At 36.5% G+C, this 12,778-nt stretch carries 10 protein-coding genes; 2 read left to right on the forward strand and 8 right to left on the reverse strand.

Features of this window, described 5'->3' with window-relative positions:
* Positions 1-5: 5 nt before the first annotated feature.
* Genes G9H60_RS09270 through G9H60_RS09285 form a run of 4 tightly spaced genes read right to left on the reverse strand, consistent with a single transcriptional unit; the run spans position 6 to position 6,670 of the window.
* Entirely contained in the window at positions 6-899 is an 894-nt protein-coding gene (locus tag G9H60_RS09270; protein ID WP_223143776.1) for an energy transducer TonB, read from the reverse strand.
* Between the two features lie 4 nt (positions 900-903).
* Entirely contained in the window at positions 904-1,941 is a 1,038-nt protein-coding gene (locus G9H60_RS09275; protein WP_223143777.1) for an HU domain-containing protein, read from the reverse strand.
* A 1-nt stretch (position 1,942) separates the two neighbouring features.
* Positions 1,943-3,640 (reverse strand): TonB-dependent receptor, encoded by a 1,698-nt coding sequence (locus G9H60_RS09280; protein ID WP_223143778.1) that lies wholly within the window; start codon positions 3,638-3,640, stop codon positions 1,943-1,945.
* 6 nt (positions 3,641-3,646) lie between these two features.
* Entirely contained in the window at positions 3,647-6,670 is a 3,024-nt protein-coding gene (locus tag G9H60_RS09285) for a tetratricopeptide repeat protein (protein ID WP_223143779.1), read from the reverse strand.
* A 181-nt stretch (positions 6,671-6,851) separates the two neighbouring features.
* Here G9H60_RS09285 and G9H60_RS09290 point away from each other — a divergent pair, with 181 nt between their 5' ends.
* Positions 6,852-8,651, forward strand: coding sequence for a M61 family metallopeptidase (locus G9H60_RS09290; protein WP_223143780.1), 1,800 nt, complete (start codon positions 6,852-6,854; stop codon positions 8,649-8,651).
* Here G9H60_RS09290 and G9H60_RS09295 read toward each other — a convergent pair.
* Both G9H60_RS09295 and G9H60_RS09300 read right to left on the reverse strand, forming a co-directional pair.
* The gene (locus tag G9H60_RS09295) at positions 8,648-8,884 is read right to left on the reverse strand and encodes a hypothetical protein (RefSeq protein WP_223143781.1); all 237 of its coding nucleotides are present in this window, start codon (positions 8,882-8,884) and stop codon (positions 8,648-8,650) included. The two genes, G9H60_RS09290 and G9H60_RS09295, sit on opposite strands and share 4 nt — an antisense overlap.
* 3 nt (positions 8,885-8,887) lie before the next feature.
* A complete protein-coding gene (locus G9H60_RS09300) occupies positions 8,888-9,328 on the reverse strand; it encodes a peptidylprolyl isomerase (protein ID WP_223143782.1) in 441 nt (146 codons plus the stop codon).
* A 138-nt stretch (positions 9,329-9,466) separates the two neighbouring features.
* Between G9H60_RS09300 and G9H60_RS09305 the strand changes: the two genes are divergently transcribed.
* Positions 9,467-10,174: a tetratricopeptide repeat protein gene (locus G9H60_RS09305; protein WP_223143783.1), complete on the forward strand. Its 708-nt coding sequence runs from the start codon at positions 9,467-9,469 to the stop codon at positions 10,172-10,174.
* On the opposite strand, the gene menD is transcribed toward G9H60_RS09305, so the two are convergent.
* The gene (gene menD / locus G9H60_RS09310) at positions 10,160-11,848 is read right to left on the reverse strand and encodes a 2-succinyl-5-enolpyruvyl-6-hydroxy-3-cyclohexene-1-carboxylic-acid synthase (protein WP_223143784.1); all 1,689 of its coding nucleotides are present in this window, start codon (positions 11,846-11,848) and stop codon (positions 10,160-10,162) included. The genes G9H60_RS09305 and menD overlap by 15 nt on opposite strands.
* 34 nt (positions 11,849-11,882) lie before the next feature.
* On the reverse strand, positions 11,883-12,746 hold the full coding sequence (locus tag G9H60_RS09315) for a sigma-70 family RNA polymerase sigma factor (protein WP_109323139.1): 864 nt from the start codon (positions 12,744-12,746) through the stop codon (positions 11,883-11,885).
* Positions 12,747-12,778 lie beyond the last annotated feature (32 nt).

The following is a 12,778-nucleotide window of genomic DNA, read 5'->3' on the forward strand; positions in this document are numbered from 1 at the left end:
AAAAATTATTTCGAATTGATTTTGAAAACAATGGTCCCTGTAGAAACTTCCGGACGTTCACCACCTGAGGTAGGCTTAAAACTTAATTTTTCTACTGCTCTTTTATATTTCTGAGCAACAGAAGCCGAAAGTGTGTTTTCAATGATCCTTAGGGAAATAATATTCCCACTTTCATCAATTTTTAGAGAAAAACGAATGATACCTGATTCATCAGAATCATCATTTACCTGTGGTCTAGAGGCCAATGCCCAACCTGTCATATTCAAAGCTACGCCATTTCCTCCACCTATACCGCCACCGCTACCACCGCCTTTTCCTTTTTGTCCTGAATAAATAGCTGAATTATTGATATCTCCGTCTAATTGCCCCTTATCACCTATTTTACCTTTATCGTTTCCATTTGAATTACCTCCTGGTGCATCGCTGCTTCCTCGTGTACCATTACTGCTTGACTTCTTTTTAAATAAAGCAGATTCGTCAATTTTAGGTTGTTCTTCCACTACAGGCTTTGGAGGCTGAGCAGTCACTTTTTCGGCAGGCTTATCCGCAATTTTTACCGAACTTTTCACCGTAGAGCTTAATAGTGGACTCTCTTTCGTTGGAGTAGTTTTTACAATTTCCTTTTTAGGTTCTACTTTTTTATCGGCAGGTTTTGACTCAATTTCATCTGGTAAATCATTAGCTTGATTATGGGTTTGAACATTTCCACCCCCTTCATCAGTATTACCATAGTTGACTTCAAATCCACCTGCTGGAATTTCCATTTTTACTTCATCGCCTGACCAAATATTCAAAGTCCAGAAAATCAACAAAAGCCCACCATTGATTAAAATAGTGAGCACTAATGCCTTTAACTGATTTTTTTTCTCTAGTTCTTTTTGTGCGAGAACGCTATTCATATCCTTATGGTTTATACACCCAAATGTCTAATTTCTTTTGGCTTTTTATTTCAGCTGCCTTTTTATAACCTGCTTCCATGTTGGTTTCTGTGCCAATACTTACACGAAAATGGATTTCTTCTTGAGCTTTGGGTAAAATAACAGCTTGATCAAATCCTTTGGCCTTTAATTCATTCACGGCTAATTCTGCTTTAGCTTGTGTTTGAAAACTGGCTGCCACCAAGAATACAGATTGATTATCAAGGCTTGCAGGAGTTTTTACGCCTTCTTTGTTAGGTTCAATGGTATTGGGTAAAATGCTTGAGTCGGCTTCAATGGCTTTTTCTTCAGGAATTGCCACCTTGCTTTCTTGATTAACTTGAGCACTTTTCTCTTTTTTGATTTTTATTGTAAATGGACTCAATGAGCTATTTACATAGCGAGAGTTCGGTTCCGTTAAAAAATAGGCGCTTAGCCCACCTAATATAAAGGCTACAAGGGCATAAACATAGACTTTAGTACTTATTCTTTTGGGTACAATTTCCTCTTCTTCTTGGCTTTCTTCGCTGATTTCTTCATGCAAGGTCAAAGATTTTTCAATAGGATTTTCTATTAAAATAGGCTTAGAAATTTTTGAAGTAACAGGTAAACCTACAGGTAATAGACCAAATTGACTTAAATCAAAGTTTTGCTCTGGATTTGGAAGGAATGAAATTTTGGATTCCGTGGTTAAACTGAATGTACCCAATTTTGCTAAAACCAAGGTTTGCTCATTTTTCAATGCCTCTTTCAAGGATTTACTGAATTGATTGATTTGGTCAAAAGCTACTTTATGGCTTATACCCTCCTTTTTAGCCCAAGCAGTAGCTAATGTGCCATCATCTGACCGAAGTCTTTCATTGAAAGCAATCCATCTTTTTCTTGGGTAAATTATTTCCTCCTTAGCATTGAACTCAAAATCCTTTACATTAACTACAAATCCTCCAAAATTAGGAATGATGATGCAGTCATGCTCATAGAGTAATGTTTCAATTAATTGAACTATGGAGTTGTTGATGGTCATATTAGAATGAATAAGCTACGCTTACTGTATAGTTTAAGCCTTGTGAAGGGTAAAATAAATACCTTTCGTAATTTTTTCCAAGTAAATTATTTGCGCTAACTGCCGCATTAAACTTTTTAGTAATTAAATAATTCACTTTTAAATTTAGATCTATGATATCCTTCATGGCTACAGCCGTATTAGTTCTAGGATTTAATCCGTAAAGGCCATTCATGTAAAATACATCTGGGGAGATGATGATTTTATCTTTGAAAGTGATGGAATTAGTAAAAGAAATGTTCATTGCTGGACGGTGATATGCCTTTTCCAAACTTCCCAAATTCTCATATTGGTTGATGTCGTATTTCAAAACGGATAAGAATCTTTCGTTCAATTGGTAGTTAAATTGACCTGAAAAATTCATGACTTGCGCCTTTTTTAAATCACCAGCATAAATAACTGTGTATTTGGAGCTATCTGCTGTACTAGGTACAAAAAAGGATAAATTACTAAATTCTGAGTACATGAATTTAAATTCAAAATCAAAACTACGTTCATTGGATCCTTTAAAGCCACCAAATACATTGGCAGTTTGGGCTGTATTTCTTAAATCTATCTGATTTTTTAACCACGGATTCTGAGCCGCCATTTGACTTAATGTATTGAAATAGGTATCACCCCCTAAACCCGCAAAAAAGTGTATAAAATTAGCTGCTTTGTAATCTAGTTTCACTACTGGAAACAAACTAGTGGTATTGATTCCTTTCAATTTATCCTTTTCATTTACCACATTGATACCTGCATGTACGGATACGCGATCGTTTTTATAAAAGAAACTTGGTTTAACTCGATATAGCTCTCTGCGATTATTTTCCAAGCTAGCGTATTCGCTCATGGTCATATCCCCAGAAAAATGTGCTGATAAATTATCGTTGATCGTTAAAACGGTTTGAATCTTGCTATCCCAAATCCATTCTCTTTCATTTTGAGAAGTGGACATCATCGTTAATCCGGAAGTGGCAATGTAATCAAATTTGGCATCTTTTTTAGCGCTAGAAATACTACCAACATAGTTGAAGCGATCATAATAAACACCAAAGGTACCGTTGGCCATGTTGTTAAATTGCTCTTCAGGTCTTCCATACCAATTGGCCTCTACCCTTTTATACCCGATGGATCCATTGAGCAAATAAGTTGGAGTAAATGTTTTGCTATAAACTTTAATTTCATTTTCATTTCTCCCTGAGAAGCTTGTGGCTACAGGTCCTCTCCGATTTGCATCGTGATTGATGTATAATCCATGAAAAGAATTTTCATTGGGAGTAAATCCAAAATGGGCATTCATTAAGGTATGGCCATAATTACCAGCACCCACTTTGAAAACGTTTTTAAACTTAGGCCCATAAGATGACGTTAATTCATCTCCTTCTCGCGGATCAACGATGGAATTATTGATTTTGGGCAAAGAAGTTCCCTCCCATTTTCTATCCACCAAATCATATTTCATTTTACGATCTTTCCGCAAATCTTGAGCTTCTTCCAATGGATCAAATCCACGAGATACTTGAGGCTGAAGTTCGATCTTACGTGTTTTTTCTACTTCAATGGCTTCATCCTGAATGGATCCTTCCCTTTTTTGGGCAAAACCCTCAAATGCGCCTAAGCAGAGTCCGAATGTAGCAGTGAATAGTACTTTTTTAGCTGTTCGATTGAATCTCATCTTATATTATTTTAAGGGTAAGCTTTCTAATTTAGTTTTGGCTGCCTGGATTACCTCGGCATCGCTGGAATTATCCACAATGGATTTTAAGGTAGCCCTGGCTTGTGGAATGTTCTTTAAGGCAATAAAATTATCCGCCAATAAGATATATGCTTTTCCTAAAATGGCATCAGAGGCTTCAGAAAATACATTTCTGAATTTATCCAGTATCATGTCGCTGGACTCTTTGAATTTTGATTCTTTGTACAAAAGACTTGCTAATTTCAATTGAGCTAAGGCACCAATGTCATTTTTATCCAATTTCGTAGTGATTCCTAACCAATTTCTTTGATTGATGATATCACCTCCAGCTTCAAAGATATTCGCCATTTTTTCAGCCAATTTTGCTTTTTCTTCTTCACTGATTTCCTTTTGTTGGATCAATTCATCCGTAATATAAGCAGCTGAATCTAGCATATTGGCTGCTAGGAAAGTGTTTAATAAGCCATTATTCGCTAATAATTGGTCTTTTGCGCCCGAGTATTTGGATTTATATAAATGAAACAAATTAGCAGATGCGGAAAAGTTTTTATTTTCTAATTCAATTTCTGCACTACGCTGAATGGCTTTGTTAATCTGAGGATGAACATTTTGTTCTACCATCTTTTTGTAATAAACCAATGCATCCGATTTGTTATTGGTCCGATAGGCTGCATCAGCAATAAGGAAAGTAGCTTCCACTAAATTTTCATTGTTTGGATATTTTTCAATGAAGGCTTTCAGAGGAGCGATGGCCTTGTCGTATTTTTCACCTAAATAAATACCTTTTGCAGCACGGTATTCTAAATCCACATTTTCTGCTTCATCAGGACTACTTTTCTGGAAGTTGCCTAATAATTGTCCGAAATCTTCAGGTCTGCCTACTTCATTCAATTCTTCTTGAAGTCCTACTAAAGCATCTTTTGCCGTTTTGTCGGTTGGAAATTCTTGAATGATTCGTTTGTAATCTGCAATGGATAATTCATGCTGATTGGTATTGGCATAAGATTGTGCTCGTTTCAATAAAGCCTGCGTGAAGTAAGGGCTTTTAGAATTCGTTTCAATTAAATCCGTGAATCCAGCAATGGCTTCCTTGTACTTGTTGGTATTGAAGGAAATGACATTTTCTTGGAATGCCGCATCATCTACATATTTAGAATTCGGGAAAGATGTTCTTAACTGTTTGAAACTTGCTTTTGCTTCAGTATCTCGATTCAAATAAGTCAATGTTACCCCTTTTTGATATAAGGCATAATCCTTCTCTGTTTTGGCCAAATCAATGGCTTGATTGTAATAGGTTAAAGCTTCATCGTATTTTTTGGATACTAAATAGGTATCAGCCAAACGAATTAAAATGGTTGGGTTGTTTTTAGCGTCAGGACTTAATTTCAAACGGTCAACATAGGCTTTAAATAATACATTCGCCTTATTGAAATCTTTGGTATTGAAATAGGCGTAGGCTAAACCGATACGTACTTTTTGTAAAAAATCGTTTGGTTTGGCTACTGGAGGCGTTCCAATTAACAATGGAGTATAAACTTGAATGGCTTGCTCGTATTTCTTTTGCTGAGATAAGGCCTCTCCTTTTCCATATAATGCTTGAAACTTCAAATCAGCACTTTCTGGGTTTTCCGATGAAGTTTGAAATAAATCTAAGGCTTGATCAAACTTATTTTCATTATATGCTTTTACCCCCAAATTGTAAGTCAAAGTTTGGTATGCGGCATTTAATTTTGCATTTCGATTTGCTAAACCTTTTAAATAATCCAAGGCCGCTTGAATGTTATTGGAATGTATAAAGGCATCAGCCACCAATTCGGTGGATTCTTCTGTAAACTTACTTTTTGGATATTTTTTATTGAATTCTTGAATAGCATATATGGTTTCACTCGCCTTCCCAAGATCTAATAACACCTTAGCATGATTAAAAAAGGCTTCTTCTTGAATTTGGGCATTAAAGGCCAAGTCCTTAGCTTGTCCAAATGCCTGCAAAGTAGCTTCCAAGTTTCCAGATTTCAATTGAGCCAAACCTAAAGTAAAGGCAGCATATTGAGCTAAGGTATCTTTTTTACTAGCTAGTGCTTTTAATTCATCAGAAGCTTCATTGAATTTATTGTTTTTATACAGCGAATAACCAAATCGGTATTGAATTTCAGAAGTGATTTTGGTTGGATTTAATTTTTTGTACAAACTATAACTGACAGCAGCTTTTTCAAAATAACCTAGTTTAAATTGTACTTCAGCCACCAAGAGCGATAATTCATCTAAATTATAGCCCGCTTTTTTCTGTTTTAATATGGGTTCTGCATAGTTTAACAATTCATTGAATTTACCTTCATGAAAATAACACATGGCAATCCAATTGGGAATATCCTTTCTAAAACGACTAGAACCTTCGGCTTTTTTGAAGTCGGTATTGGCCTCCCCATACCTTTTCTCTCCAAAATTGATAACACCAGCGTAATAGGCCGCTGCAAAAGCGAATTCTTCTTCTGGTTCTACTTTAATTTCATTAAACAAAGGCAAAGCCTCTCTTAGATCCTTTAATTGATAATAAGAAACAGCTAATTTAAACTTGGCTTCTAAATTGGTATCTGATGATTTACTTAAATATTTAATGGCTTTTTTATAGTCGCCATTATCATAAAAGAAACTTCCTATGCCACGCATTAATTTAACCGCTTGAGGATGTTCTGGGTAATTAGCTACAAAACGATCGGCCACAATTTCAGCTTCAGGCTGACTCATGTAGAGCGTACACATGGTCATGTAATATTCTGCCAAAACTCGTTGACCCGCTTGCTCATTATTTAAGGGTTCCAAACTTGCTAAGTAGGCTGAAAACTCTTCTTTCGCCGCTACATAATTTTTTGAATCAAAATATTCTTTGGCTTGTCGAAAGTGGAGCGTTTGATCTCCAAAACTCAGGGTTTGTTGTGCCACCCCTGACCAAGAAAGCATGAAAAATAAAATAGCTGGAATCCAGCAAAGCGTACGATTTTGTTTTCTCATTTGTAGAAGATTACAGCATTCTCAATTACTACAATAATACGATTTTTCTTCCAATTAATTGTAGCAAGGCTTCAATTTATTTAGGCTAAATTGGCTATACAATGGCCAATTTTAGTTTGATTAAGGCGATTTTCTTATCTTTACATCCTACACCTAATCAACCTTAGATAATTACATTTTCATGACAAAATTTACCTTAAATTCCTTTGTGTTAGTCACACTATTATTGGGAATCAACCTATTAGGCTTTAGTGCCTCCCCTGTTCTTCGGCATGAAATCAGTATGCCAGCACCGCACACTCATTACTTTCAAGTAAAAACAACTGTAGAACTGAGCCAAGCTCATTGGAATAAGCCCTATGTAGATTTTAAAATGGCAGCTTGGACTCCTGGCTCCTATTTGATCCGTGAATTTGCTCGAAATGTTGAATCCTTGATGACCATGAAAAATGGTTCCATGGTTCCTGTGGAAAAAATCAATAAAAACACCTGGCGCGTATATCTTAGTAAAGGTCAAAAGCAAGTAAGCATAACTTATGACGTATATGCTTTTGAGTTATCTGTTCGTACTTCTTTCTTGGACGATACACATGGTTATATTAATCCTGCTTCTGTTTTATTATATGTTAATGAGTTAGCACAACAAGCCCAATCAGTTCAAATAAACCCACATAAAACTTTTCAACGGATTTCAACCGCATTAAAACAAACTGCTCCACAAACCTTTGAAGCGAAAAACTTAGATGAACTGATTGATTCTCCCATCGAGATTGGTAACCATCAAGTATTTCAATTTAAAGTAAGAAATATTCCTCATCAAATTGCTTTTTATGGCCCTGCTAAAGTAGATACCACAAAATTCATATCAGATGTTAAGAAAATGTGTGAGGAAGCGGCTCGTGTCATTGGCCAACATCCATGTGATCATTACCTGTTTATCATCCATAATTTACAAAAAGGTTCAGGAGGTTTGGAGCATTTATATTCCACGACTTGTCAAGTTGCACGGACTGCTTATGAAACCGAAAATGGCTACCATGGCATAATCGGTTTATTATCTCATGAGTATTTCCACTTATGGAATGTCAAGCGTATTCGTCCAAAAGCACTTGGGCCATTTGATTACGAGAATGAAAATTATACGCATAATCTTTGGTTATCTGAAGGGATGACCTCTTATTATGGTGCAATGATTTTACAACGTTCTGGTCAAACTACGACAGATGCTTATTTAAAAGGAGTTGCTGATGAAATCACGGCAGTAGAAAATACACCTGGAAGTAAAGTAGAATCAGCGGCTTCGGCTTCCTGGGATGCTTGGATTAAATATTATCGTCCTAATGAAAATAGCCGTAATTCGACTGTTTCATATTATTCCAAAGGATCTGTTTTAGGGACAGTATTGAATCTTTGGATAATCAAGCAAAGTCAAGGTAAATCGAATCTGGATGATGTATTTAAGTATTTATACCAAAATTATTATATCAAACAACAACGAGGATTTACCGATGCGGAATTAGAAAATGCTTTTTCAACTGTAGCTGGAGCATCAGCCAAAGGAATTTTCCAGCAATTGGTATATGGAACAGTAATTCCTGATTATGCCGCTTTACTACGCGAAGTGGGTTATGAGTGGACGGATGCCAACCAAGGGAAAACAACTCCTTTTTTAGGATTTACGGTTACATCAGGCAAAATAACGAGTGTTTTAAAAGGAAGCTCCAGTTATGAATACGGATTAAATGTTGGTGATGAGCTATTGAAAGTAAATGCAGATCCTTTTGAGAGTATTGAAAAGACCTTGAAAGACAAAAATGTTGGCGATACGATTTTATTTACGGTTCGTCGCGATGGTTTAGAAAGAACCTTGGCTATACCAGTTGGCAAATCCACTTTGGCCGCCTATAAAATTAATTCCATGAGTAATTTGACAGAAAGTCAGAAAACTTTAAGAATGAAGTGGTTGGGTAAAATCAACTAATTAATATGTTTGCCCATTTCGGCATACATGGAATGAAAATTATTCAAGACATAAGTTTGAAAGGAGGAGCTGGATGCCAGCTCCTCTATTTCTTTTTGAGAGGAAAAGTCCAAAACCGAAAATTTATAGCTCTGTTCTAAATTGGGGGCTTCAAACTTTACAATGTATTTGGAATTCCATTCAAACAAGGAAATTCGCATGGAATCGTGGGGAATTTCTTTGATGAAATGCATATACTAAGCCTCTTCTACAATTTTGATACTTTGGATTTTATCGCCTTCTCTGATTAAATCAATAACTTCCAAACCTTCCACTACTTTACCAAAACAAGTATGTTTACGGTCTAAATGAGCCGTGTTGTTTCTCGAATGGCAAATGAAGAATTGAGAACCACCAGTGTTTGGACCACGGTGTGCCATAGATAATACTCCACGATCATGGAATTGGTTGTTTCCGGTTAACTCACATGGAATGGTATAACCTGGCCCACCAGCACCTGTACCTGTTGGATCTCCTCCTTGAATCACAAAATCAGCAATAACTCGGTGAAATGTTACTCCATCATAAAATCCTTTATTGGACAAATCAATGAAGTTTTTCACGTGAATGGGAGCATCTTCATCATAAAATTTAATTTTCATTAACCCTTTATCGGTCAACATTTCTGCGTATGCCATAATTTCATTTAATTTTGAGGCACAAAGATGCGAATGAAATTTGAATTATTTAAATTGAATTCTTTTAATTGCCTAAACTAAAGTCACCTCATGTATTCTACAAAACGCTTAGTTTCTTTCTTTTGCCTGATAATTTTTATGGGGCTTTTTTCCTGCGATTCTGAAAAAGAGAAAAAGGAGGCGACGCAGTTCTTTTTGAGAGGAAATCAAAAATTCAAAGAAAAGGAATATTTTGAAGCAATAAAGTGGTACAGTGAGGCTATTTTAAAGAAAAAGGATTTTTCAGATGCCTTTTATAATCGGGGTTTAATCTATGAGCAGTTAGAAAAAAATGAGGAAGCTTTGTCGGATTTTTCTGAAGCCGTTACATTGGATGCGAAATTTGGACCTGCCCTATTTAAAAAGGTGGAATTACTTCAAAGTATGAAACGCTTGGATGAGGCAGAAATAGAAGCACAAAAATTGGTTAAGCTTTTTCCGGATTCATCAGCTTGTCATCGTTTGCAGGGCGATATATTTTTTGAAAAAGAATCCAATAATCAAGCTTTAGCATCTTATGAAAAGGCCATTCAATTGGATACTAATTCGGTAGAAGCATTAATCAATAAGGGTGTCGTGCTACAGACCATGGGGGAACTCGATTTAGCAGAAAAGGCATTTCAACATGCCCTGACTAAGGGTAAATATAAGCATTTGATTTACAACAACTTAGGTTATTTGGAGATTGAAAGAAGGCAATGGAAATTAGCTGAGAAATGGGTTCGTCGAGCTTTGGAAATTGAACCGAATAATGCCTTGTTCTTAAAGAATTTAGAGAAAATTAATAAGGAATTAGCCCTTAAATAAAGCCATATATTCGGCAAGTGCAGCTGCATTCAAGTTAGAATTAGTTTCTATTTCCATTAATTGTGCTTTATCAGATTCTTGGAAAAAGTGGTCTAAAGATTGGAGCAGTTCATGGTTATTTTTTACCAGAATGTAATTGATTCCTGCATCTTTGGCGGTGTTTTCAGCATGAAAAACTTGCTGTGTTTCCATGAATCCTTCCAATTCCGGCAAGTCTTTGGCACCTTCTAAGTTTCTGAATATACCTCCCCCGTGATTATTCATGACAATAATCCGAACATTATTGGGTACATAGGAATTCCATAATGCATTTTTATCGTAATGGAATGCCACATCGCCAATGATGGAAATAACTAGATTGCTATTGTCTTGAGCGGCTCCAATGGCGGTACTTAAACAACCGTCAATGCCTGAAGTTCCTCGATTTGAAAATACTTCAATACCTTTTGAGACAAAGTTTATCCAATTTAAGTATCTGACAGATAGTGAGTTAGCTACATGTATTTCTGCATTGGATGAGGGTAGTTTTTGAGCTATTTTTTGGAAAATACCCAATTCATTCCAATCGTTTATACTGGTTGATCTTTTGGTAGCCACAATTTCATCTGCCATTTTCCAAGTTTGAAAATAAGCTTCTTGTTTTTCAGAAAAGTTAAGCAGGGATAATTCATTCAAGAAGTCAACTTCATCTATTTCCAACACATGCTGTAGCCCTTTGAAAGGATCAGAAATTAGCGCTTGTGGATGAGGATTCACTTGCCACTCCTGTTTCTTGTCGTTTGAACGTAAAAATTGCTTGATTCTTTTTGTTACAAAGCTTTTACCCAAATGTATGTGAAGATCAGGTTGGAGAGCTTCCCAAGATTGCGTATTGGCTAGTATCAAATCATGACTATCAAAGGCAAGACCAGATAAATTAGCTATGGAGTCAGCCAAAACAGGTATTCCTTTTTTCATTAATGTAGCTATAGCTGCTTGTATAGCTGTATTTAAGGGAAACTGACCGACTGTGATAACTATTTTAGATGAAACGCTAATTTGTCGTTGAATGAATGTTTTTGTGGCTACATCTAAGGATTTTGGAGTAATCCATTTCTGAATTTTTCTACTTGCTTTTGAATCGGGTAAAACGGCTCCTTTTTCTGGGTAAAATGGTTCTTTTATTGGAATATTGATCTGCACAGGACCCTGAGGAGCAGAAAAAGCTGACCAGAACGCGTCATTGGCTATTCTATTTCGGTGCCAAATTTCATCTGAAGATTCATGAGCTTGCGTAGAATAGGAAAAGTATTGTTTGGCATGAGCTCCAAAAATTCGCTCTTGATAAATGGTTTGCCCATCCCATTGCCCAATCCATTCTTGAGGACGGTCTGCGGTCAATACAATTAGGGAAACTTCTTGAAAATAGGCTTCTGCTACGGCAGGAGCCATATTTAAAGCAGCAGATCCAGAAGTGCAGCAGAGGATAACCGGTTTCTTGGAATGAAGCGCTAAACCTAAGGCAAAAAATCCAGCGGAACGTTCGTCGCTGATCGAAAAGGATTGAATAGCTGTATTACGACTAATGGCCAGCATGATAGGCGCATTTCTAGATCCAGGGCATATAACTGCCTGTTCTACACCATGTTGGCTTAGTATATCAATCAGTTCTACAAGTCCAGAGGGAAAGGCCATAGGTAAAAAAAGCCTCGTAAGAGGCTTTTTAAAATTATCCAAGATATGTTTTCAGTGCTTTACTTCTCGAAGTGTGACGTAAGCGACGAATTGCTTTTTCTTTGATTTGTCTTACACGTTCACGCGTTAAATTGAATTTTTCTCCAATTTCTTCTAAAGTCATGGCATGTTCTCCATTCAATCCAAAATACAATGTCACCACATCGGCTTCACGTTGAGTTAAGGTTGAAAGAGCACGTTGAACTTCTCTACGAAGTGAATCATTGATCAAACCAGAGTCTGGTTTATCTTCTGAATCATTTTCAAGTACGTCCAGCAAAGAGTTTTCTTCCCCTTGTACGAATGGTGCATCCATGGATACGTGACGACCTGAAATCTTTAAGGTATCAACAACTTCACCGGTAGATATTTCCAATACTTCGGCTAGTTCTTCCGGAGAAGGCTCACGCTCGAATTTTTGTTCTAACTCAGAGAAAGTTTTTGATATTTTATTCAATGAACCAACGCGGTTCAAAGGTAAACGTACAATTCTTGATTGCTCGGCTAAAGCTTGTAAGATCGATTGGCGAATCCACCATACAGCGTAAGAAATAAATTTAAATCCACGAGTTTCATCGAAACGTTGTGCTGCTTTGATCAAACCTAAATTACCTTCGTTGATTAAATCACCTAAGCTAAGACCTTGATTTTGATATTGTTTTGCTACAGAAACGACGAAACGTAAATTGGCTTTCGTGAGACGTTCTAAGGATAATTGGTCCCCATCTCTAATTTTTTGAGCGAGGATTACTTCCTCATCTGGGGTCAACAAATCCACCTTGCCAATTTCTTGTAGGTATTTGTCGAGTGATTGACTCTCCCTGTTGGTAATCTGTTTGCTAATTTTTAGCTGTCTCATAGGGGCTTACAAAAGAATGAATGGGTTATACA

It is taken from the genome of Aquirufa aurantiipilula (assembly GCF_019923745.1).
In the GTDB taxonomy this organism is placed as follows: Bacteria; Bacteroidota; Bacteroidia; order Cytophagales; family Spirosomataceae; genus Aquirufa; species Aquirufa aurantiipilula.

Bases quoted from the DNA above. Each gene is read 5' to 3' on its own strand.
- menD (WP_223143784.1), bottom strand. From the start codon at position 11,848: ATGGCCTTTCCCTCTGGACTTGTAGAACTGATTGATATACTAAGCCAA.
- G9H60_RS09300 (WP_223143782.1), bottom strand. From the start codon at position 9,328: ATGGCATACGCAGAAATGTTGACCGATAAAGGGTTAATGAAAATTAAA.
- G9H60_RS09290 (WP_223143780.1), top strand. From the start codon at position 6,852: ATGACAAAATTTACCTTAAATTCCTTTGTGTTAGTCACACTATTATTG.
- G9H60_RS09295 (WP_223143781.1), bottom strand. From the start codon at position 8,884: ATGCATTTCATCAAAGAAATTCCCCACGATTCCATGCGAATTTCCTTG.
- G9H60_RS09285 (WP_223143779.1), bottom strand. From the start codon at position 6,670: ATGAGAAAACAAAATCGTACGCTTTGCTGGATTCCAGCTATTTTATTT.
- G9H60_RS09275 (WP_223143777.1), bottom strand. From the start codon at position 1,941: ATGACCATCAACAACTCCATAGTTCAATTAATTGAAACATTACTCTAT.
- G9H60_RS09270 (WP_223143776.1), bottom strand. From the start codon at position 899: ATGAATAGCGTTCTCGCACAAAAAGAACTAGAGAAAAAAAATCAGTTA.
- G9H60_RS09280 (WP_223143778.1), bottom strand. From the start codon at position 3,640: ATGAGATTCAATCGAACAGCTAAAAAAGTACTATTCACTGCTACATTC.
- G9H60_RS09305 (WP_223143783.1), top strand. From the start codon at position 9,467: ATGGGGCTTTTTTCCTGCGATTCTGAAAAAGAGAAAAAGGAGGCGACG.
- G9H60_RS09315 (WP_109323139.1), bottom strand. From the start codon at position 12,746: ATGAGACAGCTAAAAATTAGCAAACAGATTACCAACAGGGAGAGTCAA.